Source organism: Proteus vulgaris (genome assembly GCF_016647575.1).
GTDB classification, from domain to species: Bacteria; Pseudomonadota; Gammaproteobacteria; order Enterobacterales; family Enterobacteriaceae; genus Proteus; species Proteus mirabilis_B.
Map to the genome: position 1 here is coordinate 848,744 of NZ_CP032663.1, position 22,064 is coordinate 870,807.

Here is a 22,064-nt window from a genome sequence, read left to right on the forward strand (position 1 = left end):
AATAGTGGTAATGTGAAAACTATAAATCTTTCCTTAAATAATATTTTTTATCACTTACAGGATAGTTTTCTAGGGTGCCAAATATTTCAAATCCCTGTTTTTGGTAAAAAGGCAGGGCTTGAAAGCTAAAGGTATCGACTTCAGCGTATTTGGCACCTTTCTCTTTTGCGGTATTTTCCATTGCTTGCAGTAATTCTGTACCTATATTTTGTCCTCGATGGGCTTTATCTACCCACAAATAACGAATACGCAGCCAATTTCCTAAAATATCCCCAGTGATCCCACCTATTTTTTTACCGTTTTCTTCCTTAAAAACAGCCAGTGGTGTGTACTGTTCCATCTGAATATAACGAAGGTTGTGAGTCAATAATCCTTCATAAATTTCATTGATCTCATTCGGTGTTGGATTTGTAGTCATTTTTAACGACATAATCGGCTCTTAATATTAAGAAAAATAATAATTACATTATCACTATTTGGTTATTAAATATTTATATAAATGCTAGGATAAAACCATAATTAAAAAAACTGAGTAACACAACATGTCGTTTTTAAAAACTCTACCAGGTATCTTATTTTGTGCTTTAATTGGTGGTGTTCTCACACTATCAGGCTTACCTATGGCTTTGATGTTTGGGCCAATTATTGTTGTCATTATTGCATATCGTTTTAAATGGGAGCTTGCGGTTCCTAAGCATACATTAACCTTTATTCAGCTTACTTTAGGAACATCGGTTGGCCTAATGTTTAACCAAGTTCATTTAGGCAGTGCTGATAATTTAATGATTTTATTACTCACCCTTGTTGTTTGTTTAGCCATTCAATTTTTTGTGAGTTATTTTTGGTTCCACCGTCATATTGGTTGGACAAAAGAAGAATCAATGCTTGGAGCTGTCCCCGGTGCGATGGCTGCTATTTTAGCATTAACTGATCATACGAAAACGCCACCCCAAAAAATTGTTATTTCTCATACTATTCGTTTAATGGTGCTGATTATTATGGCGGGTTTTATTGTCGGAGCTGATAAAGCCAATATGCCAGAGTTTGCTATACCTGAAATGACCCTTATTTCATTGTTGTGGCTATTATTGATTGTTGCTTTAGGGTTAGGTTCAGGGCTTTTATTGCAGAAAATCCGATTCCCTGCGCCCTTTATGTTAACGTCATTAGGCAGTGCGATACTGGTTCAATCGTTTGTTAGCGAATCCATTGCTTTTCCCATGCTACTTAATGAATTGAGCATGGTTTTAATTGGTATGAATATCGGAGCACACTTTGTTGTTTTCCCTCTCTCATCACTAATTAAAAATGCTTTTTCTTCTGTGCAAGTGGTTATTATTAATGTGATTTTAACGGTGATTGTTGCATGGGGAGCGGCTTATTTAACAGGTGTTCCTTGGGCTACATTAGTATTAGCTTGGGCACCAGGAAGCATGGAAGCCATGACATTTGCGGCTATAACGATGAATGTAGATGCGGCTTTTGTTATGTCGAATCATATTTTTAGAATGTTGATTATTCAAAGTATTCCATCAGTAGCTTTATATTGGAATGAATATAAACAGAAGAAAAATAATCAGCACAAAGAAGAATAAAAGATAGAAGGGAAGTTTTGTTTCTTTGATAACCTCTATTTAGCTGCTTTATATTGTAGTATAAGCATGCTATTTCAAGAGGTTATCTTATTTTATCAATCCAATTACAACTTAATAGAGGCATTAATAGTTTAATAAACTGAGTGATTTATTAGCTAACAGTTGGCATTTCTTATTGTGTGATACTTCAATACCTTTTAGATCATTGTAGCTATCTTCATTCAATTGACCCATTGGCAATGTCGAGTAATTACTAACATCCCATTGTTGTGAGCGAGAAAAGACCATTAAGGCTCTTTCAATTTTAGATTTTGATATCTGCTCATAACCACAATCTTTATTTAAAAAAAGGTAGATGGCGGTTAAATCTGCCAAGTCTTCTGCTTGTGTATAAGTTAACGCTTTTGCACTTGAAGAAAAGAGCATAGTAAAAGAAAGCGTTAGTGTGCAGAACAAGGCGAACATTTTTTTCATTAGGAGTGCTGTTCCTTTGTGTGATGATTTAGCAAGTTTTGTTATTTGACTTAATGTAGTTAAAAGTTTTGCAAAGACCCGCTGTTTTGTTGGGTTTTAAATTGACCTTCCAGTAAGGGGAAACTTTAGCATTGGTAATGGTTTACAAAACTTCTTTATTCATCTTATTTCGATAAATACAAAATAATTTGTTTTTATTCAAAGGAATACATTATGCAACGTCGCGAATTTTTAAAATTAGGCGCCACATTAAGTGCTGTAACATTATTACCAAGTTGGAGTCGTTTTGCGTTTGCCCAAAGTAACACGCCTTCATTGGCTATTCCACCTCAAATTACCCCCGATGCCCAACAAAAGATTGTTCTGAATATTCAACAAGGTATTTCTAAATTTATACCTACCGCGAATACCACTACTTGGGGTTATAACGGCAGTTTATTAGGCCCCGCATTGAAACTTAAACGTGGTCAACCCGTCACAATTAATATCAATAACCAATTACCAGAGACAACAACTGTTCACTGGCATGGACTTGAAATCAGTGGTGAAGAAGACGGCGGCCCACAAGCAATGATTGAGCCAGGAAAATCTCGTACTGTCACTTTTACACCCAATCAAGCTGAATCAACGTGTTGGTTCCATCCTCATACTCATGGTGTTACCGGACAACAAGTCGCCATGGGATTAGGCGGGTTAGTGATTATTGAAGATGATGAAACCGCAAGCCGTAAATTGCCTAATCGCTGGGGAGTTGATGATTTACCCGTTATTTTACAAGACAAGCGTTTAGACAGTGATGGACAAATCGATTATCAACTCGACGTAATGAGTGCTGCAATTGGTTGGTTTGGCGATATGATGTTAACCAATGGCGCTATTCAACCTCAGCATATTGTACCAAAAGGTTGGGTTAGATTACGTTTCTTAAATGGCTGTAATGCGCGTAGTTTAAACCTTGCCACAAGTGATGGCAGACCAATGTATGTGATTGCCAGTGATGGTGGATTACTCGCCGAACCAGTCAAAGTGACCGAATTACCTATTTTAATGGGTGAGCGCTTTGAAGTTTTAGTGGATACCTCTGATGGACGCGATTTTGATATTGTCACTTTACCTGTGCGCCAAATGGGAATGGTTTTAGCGCCATTTGATAATGTATTACCTGTATTACGCTTGTTACCATCCGCAGAAAAGGGACAAGGTCTTTTACCTGAGCAATTAGCACTTATTCCTGCACTACCAACATTAAGCAATCTTTCCACGCGTACATTACATCTACGTATGGATATGCGTTTAGATATGCAAGGTATGATGCTATTAACAGAGCGTTATGGTGATAAAGCATTAGCGGGTATTCATCATGGAATGAGTCATATGCGCCAAGGTAATGGCAATGGCATGATGGGCGGTGGAATGAATTGTGGTCATGGCAGTGGTGATTTAGATATCTATAATGCCAACAGTATTAATGGCATACCATTCTCAATGACTGAACCTGCATTTGATGTGAAACAAGGCGTTTATGAGCGTTGGGTTGTTTCTGGTCGTGGCGATATGATGTTACATCCATTCCATGTTCACGGTACGCAATTCCGCATTTTATCTGAAAATGGTAGAGCACCAGAGAAGCATCGCCAAGGTTGGAAAGATATTGTGAAAGTTGAAGGGCAATTTAGCGAAATTTTAGTGAAGTTCGACCATTTGGCGACAAAAGCACATCCATTTATGGCGCACTGTCATTTATTAGAACATGAAGATACCGGAATGATGGCGGGTTTTACTGTTAGCAAATAATCAATCACTGTAAAAATCATTAATATCAGTAAGATAAATTAATAAAGGGCATGAAATTGATATTTTGTGCCTTTATTTTCATTAAATCAGATCATCGCATGATGAAGGAAGTTCTGGTACAATCGTTTGCTTTCCCCGTTAACCCAATCGAAATTAATCATGAAACATATTGTTGATGTCATGATCTCTGAAGAAGAGATCAAACAGCGTATTGCTGAGCTAGGTCGTGAAATCACAGAACATTACCGCCCACGTCAAGGTCAACATGATCTTGTCTTAATCGGCTTGTTAAAGGGTTCTTTTATTTTTATGGCAGATTTATGTCGTGAAATTGATGTGAACCATGAAGTCGATTTTATGACTGTATCAAGTTACGGTAATGGTATGACGTCAACACGTGACGTTAAAATCATTAAAGATCTCGATGAAGATATTCGTGGTAAAGATGTTCTGATTGTTGAAGATATTATCGACTCAGGTAACACCTTAAATCGTGTTAAAGAGATTTTAAGCTTACGTGAGCCTGCTTCTATTTCTATCTGTACTTTATTGGATAAACCTTCTCGCCGTGAAGTGGATGTTCCTGTTGAATGGATTGGTTATTCCATCGAAGATAAATTTGTTATTGGTTACGGCATTGATTACGCACAGCGTTATCGCCACCTGCCTTATATTGGGCACGTAACATTATTAGATGAGTAATTTATTTACTTAAAATAGAAGTTAAAAAACCCGCTTTAGGCGGGTTTTTTTATCGGCATTACTTAATAAAAATAGACACAGGTACATTGAATCTAGCTGCCAGTTTTTTAATATGCTCTAGTGTGAGATTACGTTCACCATTGAGAATACGACTTACATAAGAGCGTGAGCCTAATTCTTCTTTAAAATCAGTCGTATTTAGCTGATATTGATCCATCAATGTGCGCAAAACTGCAATTGCATCATCACATTGATTGAGTCTTGCATTGAAAGCTCCAAATTCAGGTGCGCTATTTTCATATTCGTCAATTTTATGACAAAGCATATCAATTAAAGGATTATCTGGGTCGTGTTCTACTAAGTATTCAACTAATTTGACACCCTCTTCATAGTCTTTACGAGATTGGTTACGACCAAGAATAGGAACTATATTGACTAGGCTATTAGCAGCCTTAATTGCATCAACAATCATCATTCTTTTGTTCTCCGATAGTAATCAATGAGTTTATCGTATTCAGCATGAGTAGAAATATGTTTCACAAATATTTTGTCGCGTTCAAAATCCGCAAAAAATAGGATCCTTAGCGTATTTCCACCAATATCGATAACCCACCATTTTTCTCTATACTTCATCCTATCTAAACTTGGGAAGACTTTTTTTAATGCTTCAGGTGTTTGATAAGTATTCTGTTTTAGCGTTCTATAAGCATCGGTAAGTGCTTGAGCACAATTGGGGAAACGTATAGATGCTAAATCAAAAGGCTCTCGTGATATTACGTGCATTCCCTGCCCCTTGTTTCCTATTTGTCAACAGACTAGCATCTTTCTTCGTTGTTGCCAAATAGGCAACTATATATTTTAAAACTATAAAAAAACCCGCTTAAGGCGGGTTTTTGTTATTTAATCGAAAGTATCTTATTAACGTGGATGACTCAATTTCGCCATTGCTTGACGATAAGAAAGTTCAAGTTTCTCACGGCTATCAGAAGTGACATCAAGATCGTGTAGTTCACCATTATTTAAACCGTAAACCCAACCGTGGATCATCACTTTTTGTCCACGTTTCCACGCGGCTTGCATAATTGTCGAGTGACCAAGGTTATACACTTGCTCAATAACGTTTAGCTCACAAAGCAGGTTTAATCTATCTTGTGGTGCAAGTTCGCCTAACATAGAACTGTGTTTGTACCAGATATCGCGGATATGCAGTAACCAGTTATTGATAAGTCCTAATTCTGTGCCTTCAATAGCGGCTTCAATACCACCACAACCATAGTGACCACAGACAATAATGTGTTCAACTTGTAATACATCAACCGCATATTGGATCACAGAAAGGCAATTTAAGTCAGTATGAATGACTAAGTTTGCCACATTACGGTGAACAAATAAGTCACCCGGTGCTGCGTTGATTAATTTTTCTGCTGGAACGCGGCTGTCAGAGCAACCAATCCATAAAAAATGAGGTTTTTGACCTTTACAGAGATCTTTAAAAAACTGAGGATTTTCTTCAGTAACAGATTCTGACCATTGCTTGTTATTGGCTAACAGCTCTTCAATTTTTCTCATCATGACGTGACTGCCTGTAAATTCGGTTTCCCACCATTTGCGCTGACAGTACGCCAACACGAAATAGCTCTTGTGTTATTGTTGGATGCGAGAGATCCATTAAGAAAGGGTATTTTTATACCATTACTTTTGAATTAATCAGAGGGCTTTTTAAAGCCAAGTGACAGATAATTGCTTGTAATTTTTCGCTTTCAAATAAGATAGATCTTTTTATAGCATTTGTTTAATGAATTTATCAATACATTCCTTGATGTAAATCAAATGTATAAAAAGATAACTGTTTGTTAAACCTGCCGTTGTATTATTCAAAAATAGATACTTGCAAATATTACGTAAATAAAACTAATGATTGTGATTATTGGTTTTATTTTTACTCTGGAAGTAAAAAGGATAAAAATAAAGAGCATCATTGATTGGGGTGATAAATGGAGGGATAATATTCATCAGTAAACTTGAGAAACAAAGGCAATAATTTTATTGGTATCAATTAGGCTAAATGATTGCATCAAGGGATAAATTTATTAAAACATCAGAATATTCGTAAGAAATAAAAGAACCTTGAGCCTTGATGGCTAATTTTCTTTCTCTCCATCTCTTATTCTTTATTATTGTAATAGTTAAAAAATATTTATTTATTCGTTTGTGTCATAAGCCCTAAAACGGTTTATTTGCCACCGAATATTCTCTAGAATAACTTATTCCATTTTATTCTTTGAACTAAGCTTATTTTCTGATTTCAGCTCAGTTAATGCTGAATAATGCAGTTGATAAAAGGTAATTCCCACATATGACGTATGCATTGGAGTTAACGGAGTTAACGAAAACTTATCACAATGGCGTAAAAGCGCTAAAAGGAATTGATCTCACCGTTGAGGCTGGCGATTTTTATGCTTTATTAGGCCCTAATGGCGCAGGCAAATCGACCACAATTGGTATTATTAGCTCTTTAGTTAATAAGAGTAGCGGTAAAGTCAAAGTATTTGGTTATGACACTGATACCGATATGGTCAATGCAAAACGTCAATTAGGATTAGTGCCACAAGAATTCAATTTCAACCCTTTTGAAACCGTATTACAAATTGTACTCAATCAAGCCGGTTATTATGGGGTACCTCGTAAATTGGCATTAGAGCGTGCCGAAATTTATTTAACCCAGTTAGATTTATGGGAAAAGCGCGAAGATAGAGCGCGTTTTTTATCTGGGGGAATGAAGCGCCGTTTAATGATTGCGCGTGCATTAATGCACCAACCTAAATTACTTATTCTTGATGAGCCTACCGCAGGTGTTGATATTGAATTACGTCGCTCAATGTGGACGTTTTTAAAACAATTAAATGCTGAAGGCACGACTATTATTCTAACCACACACTATTTGGAAGAAGCAGAAATGCTGTGTCGGAATATTGGTATTATTCAACGTGGTGAATTGGTTGAGAATACCAGTATGAAGGGGCTATTAAGTAAATTAGAGTCTGAAACCTTTATTTTAGATTTAGCACCGAAGAGCCCACTACCTGAATTACAAAATTATCAATATCGCTTGGTCGATACATCTACATTAGAAGTTGATGTTAAAAGAGAGCAAGGACTAAATAGTGTTTTTGCTCAACTTAATGCACAAGGTATTCAAGTGTTAAGTATGAGAAATAAAGCCAACCGCCTTGAAGAATTATTTGTTCACTTAGTGAATGAAGAGCATACAGTAGAAGGAGAGAGGGAATGATTCAGCTGTATTGGGTAGCCCTCAAAACAATTTGGATTAAAGAAGTCACCCGTTTTGGTCGTATTTGGGTACAGACATTAATTCCACCAGTAATAACCATGTCTCTCTATTTCGTTATTTTCGGAAACCTGATTGGTAAACGAATTGGCGATATGGGCGGTGTGGATTATATGCAGTTTATTGTTCCTGGCTTGATTATGATGGCAGTAATAACAAACTCTTATGCAAATGTTTCTTCTTCTTTCTTTGGTGCGAAATTTCAACGTAGTATTGAAGAATTATTAGTTTCACCAGTGCCAACGCATGTTGTTATTGCCGGTTTTGTTGGTGGTGGTATGGCCCGAGGTATTTGTGTTGGTATTTTAGTGACCTTAGTTTCACTCTTTTTTGTACCGCTAGAAATACATTCTTGGACAATGGTGGTGGTGACATTACTGATGACCTCAATTGTGTTTTCTCTCGCCGGATTATTAAATGCAATTTTTGCGAAAACCTTTGATGATATTAGTATTATCCCAACCTTTGTTTTAACACCATTAACCTATTTAGGTGGTGTGTTCTATTCACTTTCACTACTACCTGAGTTTTGGCAAGGTGTATCCAAGCTTAACCCAATTGTTTATATGATTAGTGGTTTCCGCTACGGTTTTCTGGGCATTACAGATGTCTCTTTAACCGTAACGATTAGTGTTTTGTGTCTTTTCATTGCTGTGTTTTACGTTATTGCATGGTATTTAATCGAAAAAGGCCGTGGTTTAAGAAGCTAATCAAAAAAGCAAAATAGAAAGTTATAAAAGTTGAAATCGGTATCTTATTTAGAGATACCGATTTTTTTTAGCTATTTTTTCAGCATAAATGTTAATTTTTCTTTAAATGATGACTTTGCTATTAACAAAGAGAATTTTCTTGTTTAGTATACTAAACACTTTAGCAGGAGATAAAAAGGAAATGTAATGACAACGGCAAGCCAAACAGGTAAAGCACCTGAGGCAATCTCTCGTAATAAGCTTTTATGTATTGCAGGTATGGGATGGACTTTTGATGCAATGGATGTGGGATTACTTGCATTCTTACTCACAGCATTAAAAGAAGATTGGGGACTAACGGCATCACAATTGGGTTGGATTGGTAGTGTAAACTCAATTGGAATGGCTGTTGGCGCTTTTGTGTTTGGCATTATGGCTGATAGAAAAGGGCGTAAACCCGTCTTTATCTTTACTTTGTTACTGTTTAGCTTAGGTTGTGGATTAACGGCATTAGCAAGCTCTTTGATGGTGGTACTTGTTTTACGTTTCTTTATTGGAATGGGATTAGGTGGCGAATTACCCGTTGCCTCAACGCTTGTTAGTGAAAGTGTTGAAACCCATGAACGAGGCAGAATTGTTGTTTTATTAGAGAGTTTTTGGGCTGTCGGTTGGTTAATTGCTGCGTTGATTGCTTATTTTATTATTCCTGATTATGGCTGGCGTATGGCGATGCTATTAAGTGCATTACCCGCAGTATATGCTCTCTATTTACGTTCAAAATTACCTGAACCTACCTCATCGCATATTTCACAGAAAAAAACACGTTTATCGATTCGCCAATCGATGGCATTAATTTGGTCACCGCAATATCGTCGTTCAACACTCATGTTGTGGATCTTATGGTTTTGTGTCGTTTTCTCTTATTACGGTATTTTCTTGTGGTTACCTAGTGTTGCCATGTTAAAAGGCTTTAGCCTAATTAAGAGCTTTCAATATGTGCTTATTATGACATTAGCGCAGTTACCCGGCTATTTTACGGCGGCGTGGTTAATTGAGCGTTATGGGCGAAAGTTTGTTTTAGTGACCTATTTAGCCGGAACCGCCATTAGTGCTTATTACTTCAGTGTTGCCGATTCAACTACGACACTGCTTATTTTCGGTATGTTGTTATCGTTCTTTAATTTGGGGGCTTGGGGGGCTTTATACGCTTATACGCCAGAACAATACCCAGATGGAATTCGGACAACAGGTGCCGGAACTGCAACGGCAATAGGGCGTATTGGCGGAATATTAGGGCCTTTAATGGTGGGATATTTGGTTCAATATCAATTTGAAATAAGCTCAATATTTCTGATTTTTAGTTTTTCAATTGTGATTGGAATATTAGCGGTGATGTTATTGGGGCAAGAGACAAAAAATAAGCCACTTAACTCAATTTAATCATGCTTTGTGAGACTAAAAATATAGAATTTCTCTTTCTTGTAATATGATAGCGGTTAAGATTTTTATGAGAAAAAGGAGATCACAATGTCTCATTACGATGAAATGGTGAAACAGGTTGATGATGCTATCGCGACAACCAGTATTCAAACCATGAATGAACTTTTAGTGGAATTAGGTAAAGATAAAACAATTGAATTTCCACTACGTTATGAGCAACAAGAGCGTTTGCGTACCGCTATTTTTCATCACGGTGAAAAACACCGTTAATCGGATTGTTGCTAAGAAATAAGAATTAAAAAAGCGTTTGAACCATATTGATAAACAGGGGCAAACGCTTTTTTCTTTTGGCTGCATTGTACTATACGAATTAAAACGTCTTTCGACCTTCTAGCACTGCGATCCTATTTTCAATGGAAGGGTGCGTTGAGAAAAACGAATCACCTTTATTAAAAATAAAAGCGGCTTTTCGATAAGCTCGTCCCGTTGAGCCATCTTCAAAATTTTCAGTGTCATGCTGTGCTGAAATTTTCTTTAATGCATTAATCATCGCTTGATTATCTTGGGTTAAATCAACCGCCGCAGCGTCTGCCATATATTCGCGAGTTCGGGATAAATAGAAATAGAGTACTTGTGTAATGATCGGCAAAACAAAGTTTAGAATAATTAAAATCAATCGAGCTTTGCTTGCAGCATCATTACTTTTACCACCTCGATTACCAGAGGCAATATATAAGCGACTGCCAAAGATATTTGTTACTGTTAAAATAACGTTGGCTAATATGCCAACATATAACGTCAGTCGTGAATCACCATGAATAATATGCCCTGTTTCGTGAGCTAATACAGCCTGTACTTCTTGGCGATTAAGACGACTTAATAAACCCGTTGTTACACCAATAAAGGCATTTTTCTCAGACCAACCGGCGGCAAAAGCATTAGCTTCAGGTGTATCAAGAAGATAGAGTTTAGGAATGTAGCCCAGAGTTGCACTTAAACTAAGCTCTTCAACAATATTGAGTAATTGGCGCTCTTGTGCATTTAAGGTGTCATCAGGGCTAATTAATCGCGCGTTCATCCCTGTAAGCATGATTTTATGCCCTTTAAAATGAATAAAGAGAAGCAATAAAATCGAGATAGCTAAAATAATGAGTGAAGCAATGGGAAGAGATTGAAACGTCAGAAATGCCCACATATTATCAGTAAGATCTAAATAGGGATTTGCCCCAATAGCCGTATCCACCAGCAAACCGATCATAAGCATTAAGAGTAAATATGTTGCTATAACAAAACGAGTTCGAATAGCATTTTTTCGTAGAACATTTCTGAAATCCATTAGTGACTCCAAACAGCACCGTTAAGTGCTGTTTTTATCAATCTAGAAGTAATAATTATCTCTTATTACTATAAAATTAATCGAAATTAATGCGACGCGCTTCTTCCGCTTTAATGGTTCCTTCATCAAGACGCCAGTACTCTTTATCAATAACAAGGCTTGGGAAAATCTTGACGATAAATACCGCAGGGATAGAAGCGATGAAAGCGCGATATTGTTCTAAAGTACGGTTGTAGCCACGTTTTGCAAAAGAGAGTTTATTTTCTGTCGAAACAATCTCTTCTTGTAAATTTGCCATGATGGTGTCGGATTTTAATTCAGGATAATTTTCAACCGCAACATTAATAGCACCACTTGAGACAATTTTTGATAACTCATCTTCAGCCGATTTGGCTTCTTTGGTATTTGCGCTTTGGGATTGTGTTCTTAATTCAGTGATTTTAGTAAAGACTTCAGACTCATGGCTGAGGTATTTTTTTACGGTGGCCAATAAGCTGTCAAACACTTTTCCACGACGATCTAATTGTACTGAAATTTCAGTTTCACTTGAGATAACAGCTTCACGCATAGAGATAATACGGTTGTAATAATAAAAAATAAGACCCAATAACGCGATGGTAATAATTAATCCAGTCATGCGAAGCGCTCTCTTTTCTAATAGTAAACAGGGAATTGTGCTAAATCATTAAGGTTAATTTTGCCTATTATTGATAAAGATAGCTAGATGATTATTTCATCAAAGATAAAAAGAGTGCAGATAAAGCAAAATCAATAATATTGGGTGAGATAAAAAAATACCCCGAATAAATTCGGGGCAAAATTAAAGGTAATGTTAAGGTAAATAAAATTATCAAGTGAAACATCGGGGATGAAAACTAGGTTAAATAAGCAAACAAGCTAAGCTATTTAACCCAGCCATTTAACCTAGAGAAATAACAAATTTAGAACCAAGGTGCTTGCGCCATGACATTGCCATAAAACAGCATTCTTCCTGTGATTTCACCGCTAAAAAGCATCAAAATAGCGATAACAGAGAGCGATGTTTTGGTAAATGAAGCACTGTGAGACAACGTAATAATACAAATACCCACAATCAAACTAGCAATGACTTGCCACCATAATAATAGGCTTGCGATATCAGCACCGGGTACTTGTGCTCTCATAACTAATCCCACAAGTACTAATAATGCGCCGATAAATGTTCCTATTTTTAATGAATTGCTAATTGTTTTACCTTGTAAACGTAACCAAGGGATCATCGAGCCAAAACCAAGTAGTAACGCTGTACCAATAAAGCTAATTTGTGTTGCTGGTGTATGCCATAACGGGTGTGCTTGCATTTGGTAATAGATTTGCGCTGTAACCAAGATAATAGGTAAACCAATTACACCACAAAACAATCCAATCAAACTATTACGGCGAATAGCATTCGGTTGTACCCAGCTTGCTAATGCCCATAATGAAATCAATCCATTAAGCATAACGAAGGCAATTGCTTCACGGCTTAACCAAGAGTGGGCAATACCTAAAACAGAACGATATGCACCAAGCGGATCACCTAAGTGTCCCATTGACATTGATGAGCCAACAACTTCAATCAGCCAAATCAGCGCAATGGTTGTTCGTAATGTTTTGGTACTTAGCATTGCAACGTTTTGAGTCTGGTTTTGCCATTGATACAGTGAAAGCGCTAATACCGCACCAATGCCCCATTGACTCATTACCGTAAACAGGACTAACGGCAGTTGATAATCATGCATGATTAATCCTCCATACCAATAATGACAATATTAGGGTTACTGATGGTGTGATCAGGAACGCCATAGCGTTTTTCTAATAAAGCCCAGTTTGTCGTATGTTTTTTACGTAAATCTTCAATTTCGCCAAATTCAATGGCACCCGTAGGGCAAGATTCAACGCAACGTGGTTTCAAGCCTTCATCCAGTCTATCTGCACACATATTGCATTTGCTGGTTTTGCCTTCAACCGGATCATAAACAGGCGCATTGTAAGGACATGCCATAATACACATCTGGCAACCAATACATTTGTCATGATCTTGCACGACAATACCATCCTCTCGTTTGGTGTAAGTATCAGCAGGGCAGACTTTTAGGCACTGTGGATCATCACAATGGTTACAAGACATAGTAATAAAAGCTTGTGCATTAGGTTGATCTTCGTTGAATTCACGAACACGACGCCATAGCACGCCGGGAGGTGTTACGTTTTCAGATTTACATGCCATAGAGCAGGTACGGCAACCGTAGCAATCTTTGGTATTTATCAGAAAACCATACTGTTTCTTCGCCATGATCATGCCTCCCGTCTTACGTTAACTAAGGTGCTATTACAGCAATGACCATTACCCAAAGGCTCTACGTGATCATTGGTGACATGGCTACTACTTCCGCCTTGTTGTTCCCACCATCCATTATCCAATGAGACAACGCCTTGCTTAATATGAGTGGTCACAACGGCAATAGCACGGTGTTCACCTCGATCATTAAATGCGATAGCCCATTCACCATCTTTAATACCGCGAGCTAAGGCATCATTAGGATGGATAAGAATATTAGGTTGATTACGCTGTACTTCTAAGATCCACTCATTCATACCATGACTGGAGTGAACACTACGGGCGAGTTTGCGTTGCACTGCCATTAGAGGATACTTTTTGGCAAGTTCAGGAGAGCCTTTTGTGGACTCTTTTACTGGGTAATAGGTGACAACAGGGGAGAAGTTTTTACCCTGCCACTCTTCAATAAAGAAGTGCGCTTTTTTCGTTGAGGTACGGAAAACACCATCTTTAAATGGGATCCAATCACCTTCAACTGGACGCACTGGGCCTTTTTCCAGCATTTCACGCGTAATACCAGAACCTTTAAGGCAAGCATCAATGTAATGCTCAATAGGTTGATTAAAGACTTCACCAAAGCCAAAGCGCTCAGCAAGACGAGCAAAGATCCAGTAATCAGGTTTTGCTTCTCCCGGTGGCTCAACGGCTTTTTCCATTAATTGCACATATTGGCTACGAACTCCTGCCATTAAGCTGGTATCTTCAAAAATAGTGGTAACAGGAAGTACGAGATCAGCATAAAGAGCCGTGGATGACATCAAGTTATCAGCGACAACAACAAAAGGGACTTTTTTCAGTGCATTACGCACCATATTGGTATTAGGAAGCTGCGTCATCACACCCATTGTCATGATCCACCAAAAGTTAATTGGATGTGGTCTTTCATTGACAATCCAATCACCCACTTTTGCAACAGGGATAGGCTTGATGGGTTTTGCATTCGGTGCTGGTGGAATAATTGGGCTAAATTTCGCCATCTGACGAGCACCGCCCGCATCACAAATTCCAGCACCTTTTTTACCGATATTGCCAGTTAATAAAGCGAGATAAAACTGGCTTGCAGCAACATAAGCACCGAACTCTGTTCGTTGAGCACCTGACATATTTTGCACAATCATTGCCGGTTTGGTGGTGGCATAATCGCGAGCTAAACGAATAATGGTTTCTTTCGGAATATCCGTTTCTTGGCTCGTTTTTTCGATAGTCCAAGGCTGTGCTTGTTGATAAATTTGCTCAAAGACAGTCACGTAATCAGCATTAGCGGGTAGTTCATCATGAGTTAATGCAGGAACAATATTGGGTGTTTCATGGTGAACAAGTTGCTGGCTTAAGGTATCAAAAACCAGATAGCTATCTTGGTCATCATCAGATTGGCGTAATAGTTTTTGCTGGGCGTTAACAAGATAAACAGCACCCGTATGCGCACGTAAAAAAGGCTTATCAGTGAGATTTTCTTCAATGATAATTTTGATCATACCTAATGCGAGGGCGGTATCGGTACCGGGTACAATCGGGATCCATTCATCGGCTTTAGCCGCAGTTTCATTAAAGCGAGGATCAATAACTACCATTCTGGCGCCATTTCGACGAGCTTGGTTGTAGTTTTTAAAATACGCTTGCATGGTGACAGCAGGGTTATTGCCCCAACAAAGAATATAGCGACTATCTTTTACGGTATCTCGGGTGTCTGCATAGCGCAGACCGACCATGGGGATCATCGCTGCCGTTACTGCAGAGCAGCATAAAGAGCCCGCTTGCTTTGTTGAGCCTCCCAAATAATCGAAAAATGCCTTACCCATATCATTTTTAATTGAGTCCATATTGCCCGCATGAGTAGAGATAAATAGCCCCTCATTGCCAAACTTATCAATGGTTTCTCTGATATTTTTTTCGATAAGATCAAGCGCTTCATCCCAACTGATCGGTTTGAATTCTGCTTTCCCTTTTTCGCCAACACGTAATAAAGGTGTGGTGAGGCGATCTTTATGGTATACCCACTTAGTTCGGCTCATTCCACGCAAACAGCATTTCACATTAAAGCCTTCAGAGGCTTCAACTTTGATAAGTTTCCCCTTATGTGTAAAAGCTGTTAGGTTACAGTGCAAACATTCCATCGCACAGGTTGAACGAAAGGTTTTATACTCGGATAATTTGATCCGTGGTTTCTGGTTAAATATGGGTTTATTTTCATTAACTAGACTGAACGCGTTAGGAGAAAGAGCTGCCACGCCAATGGCGCCCATTCCTTTTAACAACGTTCTTCTATTTAATTCCCATTTTTGATTTTTAGACATAGACATTCTCACGCACAAGAAAAGTTAACTATATATAAACTCAATTCATATATGGTTAACCTTGAGTTAGATCATCTAAAAATAGACAAAGAAAATAATCGATAGAAAATGATTAAAAAGCCCTATTTAAAATAAGGTTTCAGTGAAATAAACTAGTAAAAATGACAAAAAAAGAATAATGGGATATCGTCATAAAACAAAGTAAATAACGAATAGGTGTGGGAAAAATAAATGCAGAATTCTCAAGGAGTTAACTCGGTTGATATCGCTATTACCATTCTTGAATTTATTGCTTCGAATGGAGGTATTGCCCGATCGTCAGATATTGCAAAAGCCTGTTCGCTTTCAAAAAGTCGCTTACATAAGTATTTAGTTTCACTTTGTCGCTCTGAAATGCTGTACCAAGAGAGTGAAGGAAGCCAGTATTGTTTGGGCAGTAAAATTCTTTTTTTAGCACAGGCGACGCCAAAGCCACAATCCTTTGTGGATGAGATTAATCAGTTATTATGTGAGTTTAGAGACGAACATAATATGTCTACGGGATTGGTAATTTCTCATGGTAATCAGCTGTTTTTAACACGCTATAACCGTAGCTTCAAACATGTTGATATCGATTTTTTACCTGATACTCCTGTTCCTCATAAAGTCAGTGCCGCAGGGGCTGTTTTTGCCACCTTTAGTGATTTAAAGATTGAAGCTGATTTATCACAAAAGCAGCAAAACACAATTCGCCAACAAGGTTTTGCTATTCGTCATGAACCAGCAGAAGGTATCCCGGGCGCACAATCTATTTCATGCCCTGTACTTAATAAAAAAGGGGAAATGGTGGCGGCAGTATTGACGATGGGATTTATTGAACCAGAAAGGCAAATGGAACTGGGCAATGCATTAAAAGCAAAAATGGCACATTTCTCCCGCTAATTTGCTAAAGGCGTTATTTAGGCACTTTTGCAGAAAAAGCAAAGTGCCTAAAATCGTGCGTTGATTAATCAAATAGCCCTTTTGCCAGAATATCACCCTCTTGAGATATACCGGGTAACACGAAGTAATATCCACCACCAAAAGGTTTGATATAACGCTCTAAAGGTTCACCGTCTAAACGTTTTTGCGTATCAATAAAGCCCTTTTTAAGGTTATTTTGAAACGAAATAAAAATCAGCCCCATATCTAGTTGACCTGAAGGTGTTAATCCTAACGAGTAGCTATAACTACGTCGGCGTAGTTTTGCACTGTAACGCTCTGGATTTCTTGGTTCGGCTCGTCGCATATGAGAATCAAATAGCACTCTGTCACCGTGAGGATCTTTTTCAAATTGAGGATCGTCCATCTCTTGCTTCATACCTATTGGCGCACCTGTTGAGCGATGACGACCAAAGTTATTTTCTTGATCTTCTAGAGGCGTTCTATCCCAAAATTCCAAAGCAAAACGAATAAGGCGAACCGCTTGATAACTTCCACCTAAACACCACTGCGGCTCTTTTTGTTTCTCAGTGATCCAAACAAGAGAGTCCATCAAACTATTATCAGAGGAAGGCGCGTTACCTGAGCCATCTTTAAAGCCAAAAAGATTAATTGGTGTCTGTCGATTATCGATGTCACGAGCAGGAAGAAAACCGTCAATTTTCCATACAGCATAAACCTTACCAGACAGGTGTTTTAGAATATCTCTTAATGCATAAATCACGCTTTCTTGGCTATTTGCACACAGTTGCAGTAATACATCACCACCACACCATTTAGGATCGAGTCGGTCATTAGGAAAGGGTTTCATTGGCTCTAAGCGCTTAGGTTTTTTAGCATGAAAACCAAAACGACTATCAAAAAAACTATCGCCTAAAGCGACGGTGACGGTTAATTCATCGGGGTGTAATTGTGTTCCTAAAATACCCGATTCAGCAGGAGGAAGGTGTGGATTAGCTCTTTGTTGAAGTTCTCTGGGTTGAGTTAAAAATGCAATTCGTTGTGTCAGTATTGTGAATATTCTTTTTACATCCTCGGCGCTTGTTACTGTCAGATTAAGTGCAATAAATGAGGCATGTTTTTGTTCTGGCGTAATAACGCCCGCTTGATGTTGACCTAAATAAGCAATAGCGCGTTGATAACGCGGAGTTGATGAAGTTTCTTGTTTTTCTATTGCTTTAGCTCCCATACTGGCGAGTAATAAGCTTCCTCCTAGCCACTTTAACGTTGTACGCTTATTGAGGTTAACAGGATTTTTTGATAGCGATTTAAAGAGAGTTTTATTTTTCATCACTTGCTTCTTTATAGTGATAGTAGACATCAATATTGAGCGTGCTACGTAAGTTCGCTACTTGCTCTGCTAATTGTGTCACTTGAGAAAAAAGCCAACTTTTTTCTGTTTCAGGAAGCGCCGTTAAAGGCTGGAATAAACCTTCATTACGCTGATATTTTAAAAGTAGAGCACCAATATCGTCATATTGTTTGATAAGAGATTGATATTCAGCCGTTGGAATGTGGTTCGATAAGATCTCTACGATTAGGCGTGATCCAGATAAATTGGCATAACTATCACCCAGATCGCTGTTTGAATATTGATTTTCAATACCAGCGAGTTTGTCAGTCAAAATAAACTCTAGGCTATCACCCGCAGATTGAACCAATTTAGGAATAGGGATATCTTCAATCGCAACACGTTTTTTTAAGTCACTAATGTCTCTTAAAAGGGCTTTTGCCGACTCTGTGGCTTTTTGAAGATCTTTTAATTTAAACAGTTGATATTCAACTAAATGAAATCCTGAAAAACGAGGTGAGTTTTCTCTTTCAAGAAAGAAATCAGCCCGATTATTTAATAAACGTTCACTTGACCCAAAAAGGGCGATAATAGGGCGAATAACCTCATAATGATAATGCGCTTGTTGATAAGCATTTTGCGCATTAATAAGCTGATTTTTTTCACTATTCTCGATTAATTTATCGAGCGATTTTTCAACTAGCGTTAATTGTTCAACCGCTTTTTCTCGATAATTTAAAATATCAGTTTCGAATTTTTTGGGAGTAGGGATATCCCCTTTGGCAATAACGATGTTTTCACTATCTTGAATAATGCCCTGAATAATTTTTTCGGCATAAACAGGAAAAGAAAATAACAAGATAACTAGAAAAGTGGTGATCTTTTTACTTTTTGATTTTGCATTATTTAGCATGGCGTGAACCTCGCTTAAATAACAGTGCAACAATCACCCAATAGACAATAAATGTCACCACGCTTAAGCCAATAGGTTGAGAACGATAAGCGAAAAATGAAACTAGAAAATTACCAAAGATACTGGAATCATCAAGAATATGGCTAATATCCCAAAGTGGGTAAATAAAGAAATCAGGTAATTCAAAATCCATTTCAATCAGTAGATTTGCAATTTCTTCTACGGCTTTTAATAACAGAGAAACAGCAAGGAATAGTAATAAAAAACCTGTTACGGTAAAGAAATAGCGCCATGAAATAACTTTTGAAGTCAGCAAAAATAGCCATAGTGTGAATGCCGCAACCAGTAAGCCAATAAAGACTTCAATAAAGAAAGGCAGTGCTGTTTGTGTATTGAGAGCCATGATATGGCTAGAGAGGAATACCACCACTTCACTGCCTTCTCTGGCAATCGCAATGGCAATAATTAGTAAAATACCCCATGCACTTTGTTGTTGTGTTTTTTGGGTGAGTTCATTTTCTATATTTGCTTTTAATGATTTTCCTTGCCCATTCATCCAATAGACCATCTGCACAATAAGCACACAGGCGAGGATTTCCATTGTGATCATAAATAGAGATTGCCACATATCTTCTAGCGAGCTAAATACACCATAAATACTCAGGGCTAGAATAACGGCAAGAAATAGCCCAAATATCACGCCACCCCACAAGTATTTCATACCTTGTTGTGGTGTTGGTGAACGTTTTATCCACGCATAAATAATGCCTACCACTAATAGTGCTTCAAAACTTTCTCGCCAAACAACAAACAGAACTTGTCCCATATTTACTCTGCCTTTTCAGTTGCAACAATTTCACCTTGAGGATGAGAAAGGTGAAAATCATCAAAGAAGGTGTAACGACCCGGTTTTAGTGGTGCGATTACAACGACAGAATTTGCGCCCGGCGCTAATACTTTTTCTTTTCGTAGCTGTGTACTTTCAAATTCAACAGGGCTAGTACCTGTATTACGAATTTTTATTCGTATCGGTGTTTTGGCAGGTACTTCAAGTACTTGCGGGATAAGTTCGCCATCTTTCATTTCTAATTCAACAGTGTATTTCTCTGCTGCAAAAACAGAGGATGTCACCATTAGGAGTAGTAATAATGTGTATTTAGAGAGAGTTTTGATCATCAGCGTTTCACTTAAAAAAGAGAAAAAGGACAAATCCAAATGATTGGATTTATCCGTTATCAAGCTAATTAGTAACTACCTTTACGGCCTGTACCGCTATAGGTGAAATCCCATGACACTTCAAAGGGTTCAAACCAAGGTGCAACGCCAGTTTCTTTATCGATATGGCGACCAAAAGCGATATCTTTGTTATATGAAGGCGGATAAATCTTATAGGTCACGTTATATTGACCATTTCCGTCCAGCTTCAAGTTTTCACCATAATGAGGACCATCATTGGCAACCATTGCCATAAATGTGCCTTGCTGTTTTTTCGCTGGTGCATCAGATTTTGTTACGGTGTATTCAATGGTGAGGTAGGGGATCCAATCGCCTTCAGCAAACCCATTCGGATTATCTTCTGTGGCATGAATATCTGCTTCTAAATGGATATCTGCTTTATCGGCAGCTAAGTGATTCATCGCATGATGACCTTCTTCAGTATCCATGGTGATAGGTTGGAGGTAAACCCCTTGAATTTCCATACCATTTTTAAGAATAGGGTGACCAACTGGATACTCAACAGCTAATGCAGATGCAGAAAGAAATGAGAGTGCAGTGAGAGAGAGTGTATAGCGATATTTCATGTTTAACCCTTATTATTGAATGATAATTGTTATTATTCTTAATAAGGTTAGCATAATTTGTATTAGAAATAGGAGATAATCTATACGAAAAATATCGCTTAAGTTGGCAGGAAAATCAGTGAAAATAGCGTTAACATTCTATTTTATAAAAGAAAAAAATTTGTTGTTCTAAAAGAAATATATGAAAGGAATTAATAATTCTAGGTAATAATGCTCAATGAAATCATCTAATTAAGAATGATATATGGAAATCTTATTTATCTTAATGAGAAGATAAAACAGAAGATTTCCATACCAAGAATATTAAATTTGACTTTGAGCACTCCAAAACTGTTTGGATTGTGTCAATGCCACAGCAGAAACTTGTTCTTCATTTGGCGGTAGGAAAAATGCAGGGGTGACTTTTAGCTCTTGTGCAATATGAAAGAGCATATCAACATCAATCTTACATAGCCCATTCTCATAACGTGAAAATTGTTGCTGGCTAATACCGACTCGTTCAGCGACAACCTTTGCTGACAAGCGAAGTTGCTGGCGTTGCTTACGAATTTTATGCCCAATAATTTGAGAAATGGGATAAATCTTTGACATTAGTGACCTCATTCTTCCTATCAACCACCAATAATATCCAATAAATTGAATATCAAGTTTCCGTGATGGATCTTCAAAATAAACAAGCACTCCGACTTGAATGAGTAAAATCCATACTAATGTGTTATCGGTTAATTGGATGAATTATTTATACCCGTCATGTTATAAGATGATATTAATTTTCATTAAACTATTTTGATATCCTTATTTTTTCTAGCAGGATAATCGAGAATTTTTTGATAAACAGTGCTATATATTGCCCAAACGCCATTTTATCTGTTATTTGTGCTCGCATTTATGATTAATAAAGAGTAAATAATGAGGCTATAACAAAAAAGATAAAGCCCTCTTTGACTGTGTTTATACTCGAAAATGCCTTTTATGCTTTTTTATAATGGGTTATTTTTGAGTTTTTTTTTATATCGTCGAGATTTCCTTTCTTAAACTCGTGTTAAATTCAAACAACTATCCTCAC

General features: G+C 37.6%; 24 protein-coding genes. 8 read left to right on the forward strand and 16 right to left on the reverse strand.

What is annotated here, in order from left to right; translation table 11 throughout:
* Positions 1-19 precede the first annotated feature (19 nt).
* Positions 20-430: a GNAT family N-acetyltransferase gene (locus D7029_RS03880; RefSeq protein ID WP_194951893.1), complete on the reverse strand. Its 411-nt coding sequence runs from the start codon at positions 428-430 to the stop codon at positions 20-22.
* Between the two features lie 112 nt (positions 431-542).
* Here D7029_RS03880 and D7029_RS03885 point away from each other — a divergent pair, with 112 nt between their 5' ends.
* Positions 543-1,595 carry an AbrB family transcriptional regulator gene (locus D7029_RS03885; protein ID WP_088493639.1) on the forward strand — a complete coding sequence of 351 codons (1,053 nt, stop codon included), beginning with the start codon at positions 543-545 and terminating at the stop codon, positions 1,593-1,595.
* Between the two features lie 123 nt (positions 1,596-1,718).
* On the opposite strand, the gene D7029_RS03890 is transcribed toward D7029_RS03885, so the two are convergent.
* Positions 1,719-2,069, reverse strand: coding sequence for a YacC family pilotin-like protein (locus tag D7029_RS03890; RefSeq protein ID WP_088493638.1), 351 nt, complete (start codon positions 2,067-2,069; stop codon positions 1,719-1,721).
* Positions 2,070-2,282: 213 nt separating this feature from the next.
* Here D7029_RS03890 and cueO point away from each other — a divergent pair, with 213 nt between their 5' ends.
* The gene (cueO, locus tag D7029_RS03895; RefSeq protein ID WP_194951894.1) at positions 2,283-3,863 is read left to right on the forward strand and encodes a multicopper oxidase CueO; all 1,581 of its coding nucleotides are present in this window, start codon (positions 2,283-2,285) and stop codon (positions 3,861-3,863) included.
* A gap of 159 nt (positions 3,864-4,022) precedes the next feature.
* Positions 4,023-4,565 carry a hypoxanthine phosphoribosyltransferase gene (gene hpt, locus D7029_RS03900; RefSeq protein ID WP_036932823.1) on the forward strand — a complete coding sequence of 181 codons (543 nt, stop codon included), beginning with the start codon at positions 4,023-4,025 and terminating at the stop codon, positions 4,563-4,565.
* Positions 4,566-4,623: 58 nt separating this feature from the next.
* Here the strand turns inward: hpt and D7029_RS03905 are convergent, their stop codons facing one another.
* The 3 genes from D7029_RS03905 to can all read right to left on the reverse strand — a co-directional run bounded on the left by D7029_RS03905 (position 4,624) and on the right by can (position 6,137).
* Positions 4,624-5,040 (reverse strand): helix-turn-helix domain-containing protein, encoded by a 417-nt coding sequence (locus D7029_RS03905; RefSeq protein ID WP_088493636.1) that lies wholly within the window; start codon positions 5,038-5,040, stop codon positions 4,624-4,626.
* Complete coding sequence (locus tag D7029_RS03910; RefSeq protein WP_194951895.1) at positions 5,037-5,348, reverse strand: type II toxin-antitoxin system HigB family toxin; 312 nt, start codon at positions 5,346-5,348, stop codon at positions 5,037-5,039. Before D7029_RS03910 ends, D7029_RS03905 begins: the two co-directional genes overlap by 4 nt.
* 135 nt (positions 5,349-5,483) lie before the next feature.
* Positions 5,484-6,137 (reverse strand): carbonate dehydratase, encoded by a 654-nt coding sequence (gene can, locus D7029_RS03915; protein WP_036932822.1) that lies wholly within the window; start codon positions 6,135-6,137, stop codon positions 5,484-5,486.
* Between the two features lie 784 nt (positions 6,138-6,921).
* Between can and D7029_RS03920 the strand changes: the two genes are divergently transcribed.
* The 4 genes from D7029_RS03920 to D7029_RS03935 all read left to right on the forward strand — a co-directional run bounded on the left by D7029_RS03920 (position 6,922) and on the right by D7029_RS03935 (position 10,313).
* Entirely contained in the window at positions 6,922-7,857 is a 936-nt protein-coding gene (locus tag D7029_RS03920; RefSeq protein ID WP_075674123.1) for an ABC transporter ATP-binding protein, read from the forward strand.
* The gene (locus D7029_RS03925; protein WP_088493634.1) at positions 7,854-8,624 is read left to right on the forward strand and encodes an ABC transporter permease; all 771 of its coding nucleotides are present in this window, start codon (positions 7,854-7,856) and stop codon (positions 8,622-8,624) included. Before D7029_RS03920 ends, D7029_RS03925 begins: the two co-directional genes overlap by 4 nt.
* A gap of 186 nt (positions 8,625-8,810) precedes the next feature.
* The gene (locus tag D7029_RS03930) at positions 8,811-10,043 is read left to right on the forward strand and encodes an MFS transporter (RefSeq protein WP_109393286.1); all 1,233 of its coding nucleotides are present in this window, start codon (positions 8,811-8,813) and stop codon (positions 10,041-10,043) included.
* Between the two features lie 87 nt (positions 10,044-10,130).
* Positions 10,131-10,313, forward strand: a complete 183-nt coding sequence (locus tag D7029_RS03935; RefSeq protein WP_194951896.1) for a DUF2526 family protein — start codon at positions 10,131-10,133, stop codon at positions 10,311-10,313.
* A 100-nt stretch (positions 10,314-10,413) separates the two neighbouring features.
* Here the strand turns inward: D7029_RS03935 and htpX are convergent, their stop codons facing one another.
* From htpX to D7029_RS03960, 5 genes are all read right to left on the reverse strand, one after another.
* Positions 10,414-11,379 (reverse strand): zinc metalloprotease HtpX, encoded by a 966-nt coding sequence (gene htpX / locus D7029_RS03940; RefSeq protein ID WP_194951897.1) that lies wholly within the window; start codon positions 11,377-11,379, stop codon positions 10,414-10,416.
* 76 nt (positions 11,380-11,455) lie between these two features.
* Positions 11,456-12,016, reverse strand: a complete 561-nt coding sequence (locus tag D7029_RS03945) for a LemA family protein (protein ID WP_194951898.1) — start codon at positions 12,014-12,016, stop codon at positions 11,456-11,458.
* Positions 12,017-12,320: 304 nt separating this feature from the next.
* Positions 12,321-13,139 carry a dimethyl sulfoxide reductase anchor subunit family protein gene (locus D7029_RS03950; RefSeq protein ID WP_194951899.1) on the reverse strand — a complete coding sequence of 273 codons (819 nt, stop codon included), beginning with the start codon at positions 13,137-13,139 and terminating at the stop codon, positions 12,321-12,323.
* A gap of 2 nt (positions 13,140-13,141) precedes the next feature.
* Positions 13,142-13,693, reverse strand: a complete 552-nt coding sequence (locus D7029_RS03955; RefSeq protein ID WP_072070981.1) for a 4Fe-4S dicluster domain-containing protein — start codon at positions 13,691-13,693, stop codon at positions 13,142-13,144.
* A gap of 2 nt (positions 13,694-13,695) precedes the next feature.
* Positions 13,696-16,032, reverse strand: coding sequence for a molybdopterin-containing oxidoreductase family protein (locus D7029_RS03960; RefSeq protein ID WP_194951900.1), 2,337 nt, complete (start codon positions 16,030-16,032; stop codon positions 13,696-13,698).
* A 231-nt stretch (positions 16,033-16,263) separates the two neighbouring features.
* Between D7029_RS03960 and D7029_RS03965 the strand changes: the two genes are divergently transcribed.
* Complete coding sequence (locus D7029_RS03965) at positions 16,264-16,953, forward strand: IclR family transcriptional regulator (RefSeq protein ID WP_194951901.1); 690 nt, start codon at positions 16,264-16,266, stop codon at positions 16,951-16,953.
* A gap of 64 nt (positions 16,954-17,017) precedes the next feature.
* On the opposite strand, the gene efeB is transcribed toward D7029_RS03965, so the two are convergent.
* The 6 genes from efeB to D7029_RS03995 form a co-directional block, all read right to left on the reverse strand.
* The gene (efeB, locus tag D7029_RS03970; RefSeq protein ID WP_194951902.1) at positions 17,018-18,283 is read right to left on the reverse strand and encodes an iron uptake transporter deferrochelatase/peroxidase subunit; all 1,266 of its coding nucleotides are present in this window, start codon (positions 18,281-18,283) and stop codon (positions 17,018-17,020) included.
* A complete protein-coding gene (locus D7029_RS03975; RefSeq protein WP_194951903.1) occupies positions 18,273-19,196 on the reverse strand; it encodes an EfeM/EfeO family lipoprotein in 924 nt (307 codons plus the stop codon). The genes efeB and D7029_RS03975 overlap by 11 nt, the downstream gene beginning before the upstream one ends.
* Positions 19,186-20,022: an FTR1 family iron permease gene (locus tag D7029_RS03980; RefSeq protein ID WP_194951904.1), complete on the reverse strand. Its 837-nt coding sequence runs from the start codon at positions 20,020-20,022 to the stop codon at positions 19,186-19,188. Before D7029_RS03980 ends, D7029_RS03975 begins: the two co-directional genes overlap by 11 nt.
* Before the next feature lie 2 nt (positions 20,023-20,024).
* Positions 20,025-20,372, reverse strand: coding sequence for a cupredoxin domain-containing protein (locus D7029_RS03985; RefSeq protein ID WP_088493623.1), 348 nt, complete (start codon positions 20,370-20,372; stop codon positions 20,025-20,027).
* Between the two features lie 68 nt (positions 20,373-20,440).
* On the reverse strand, positions 20,441-20,998 hold the full coding sequence (locus tag D7029_RS03990) for an iron transporter (RefSeq protein WP_075673477.1): 558 nt from the start codon (positions 20,996-20,998) through the stop codon (positions 20,441-20,443).
* A gap of 303 nt (positions 20,999-21,301) precedes the next feature.
* Positions 21,302-21,589, reverse strand: a complete 288-nt coding sequence (locus D7029_RS03995; RefSeq protein WP_072063612.1) for a helix-turn-helix domain-containing protein — start codon at positions 21,587-21,589, stop codon at positions 21,302-21,304.
* Positions 21,590-22,064: the final 475 nt, after the last annotated feature.

Coding starts and splice junctions, on each gene's coding strand:
- D7029_RS03880 (WP_194951893.1), bottom strand. CDS start 430: ATGTCGTTAAAAATGACTACAAATCCAACACCGAATGAGATCAATGAA.
- D7029_RS03885 (WP_088493639.1), top strand. CDS start 543: ATGTCGTTTTTAAAAACTCTACCAGGTATCTTATTTTGTGCTTTAATT.
- D7029_RS03890 (WP_088493638.1), bottom strand. CDS start 2,069: ATGAAAAAAATGTTCGCCTTGTTCTGCACACTAACGCTTTCTTTTACT.
- cueO (WP_194951894.1), top strand. CDS start 2,283: ATGCAACGTCGCGAATTTTTAAAATTAGGCGCCACATTAAGTGCTGTA.
- hpt (WP_036932823.1), top strand. CDS start 4,023: ATGAAACATATTGTTGATGTCATGATCTCTGAAGAAGAGATCAAACAG.
- D7029_RS03905 (WP_088493636.1), bottom strand. CDS start 5,040: ATGATGATTGTTGATGCAATTAAGGCTGCTAATAGCCTAGTCAATATA.
- D7029_RS03910 (WP_194951895.1), bottom strand. CDS start 5,348: ATGCACGTAATATCACGAGAGCCTTTTGATTTAGCATCTATACGTTTC.
- can (WP_036932822.1), bottom strand. CDS start 6,137: ATGATGAGAAAAATTGAAGAGCTGTTAGCCAATAACAAGCAATGGTCA.
- D7029_RS03920 (WP_075674123.1), top strand. CDS start 6,922: ATGACGTATGCATTGGAGTTAACGGAGTTAACGAAAACTTATCACAAT.
- D7029_RS03925 (WP_088493634.1), top strand. CDS start 7,854: ATGATTCAGCTGTATTGGGTAGCCCTCAAAACAATTTGGATTAAAGAA.
- D7029_RS03930 (WP_109393286.1), top strand. CDS start 8,811: ATGACAACGGCAAGCCAAACAGGTAAAGCACCTGAGGCAATCTCTCGT.
- D7029_RS03935 (WP_194951896.1), top strand. CDS start 10,131: ATGTCTCATTACGATGAAATGGTGAAACAGGTTGATGATGCTATCGCG.
- htpX (WP_194951897.1), bottom strand. CDS start 11,379: ATGGATTTCAGAAATGTTCTACGAAAAAATGCTATTCGAACTCGTTTT.
- D7029_RS03945 (WP_194951898.1), bottom strand. CDS start 12,016: ATGACTGGATTAATTATTACCATCGCGTTATTGGGTCTTATTTTTTAT.
- D7029_RS03950 (WP_194951899.1), bottom strand. CDS start 13,139: ATGCATGATTATCAACTGCCGTTAGTCCTGTTTACGGTAATGAGTCAA.
- D7029_RS03955 (WP_072070981.1), bottom strand. CDS start 13,693: ATGGCGAAGAAACAGTATGGTTTTCTGATAAATACCAAAGATTGCTAC.
- D7029_RS03960 (WP_194951900.1), bottom strand. CDS start 16,032: ATGTCTAAAAATCAAAAATGGGAATTAAATAGAAGAACGTTGTTAAAA.
- D7029_RS03965 (WP_194951901.1), top strand. CDS start 16,264: ATGCAGAATTCTCAAGGAGTTAACTCGGTTGATATCGCTATTACCATT.
- efeB (WP_194951902.1), bottom strand. CDS start 18,283: ATGAAAAATAAAACTCTCTTTAAATCGCTATCAAAAAATCCTGTTAAC.
- D7029_RS03975 (WP_194951903.1), bottom strand. CDS start 19,196: ATGCTAAATAATGCAAAATCAAAAAGTAAAAAGATCACCACTTTTCTA.
- D7029_RS03980 (WP_194951904.1), bottom strand. CDS start 20,022: ATGGGACAAGTTCTGTTTGTTGTTTGGCGAGAAAGTTTTGAAGCACTA.
- D7029_RS03985 (WP_088493623.1), bottom strand. CDS start 20,372: ATGATCAAAACTCTCTCTAAATACACATTATTACTACTCCTAATGGTG.
- D7029_RS03990 (WP_075673477.1), bottom strand. CDS start 20,998: ATGAAATATCGCTATACACTCTCTCTCACTGCACTCTCATTTCTTTCT.
- D7029_RS03995 (WP_072063612.1), bottom strand. CDS start 21,589: ATGTCAAAGATTTATCCCATTTCTCAAATTATTGGGCATAAAATTCGT.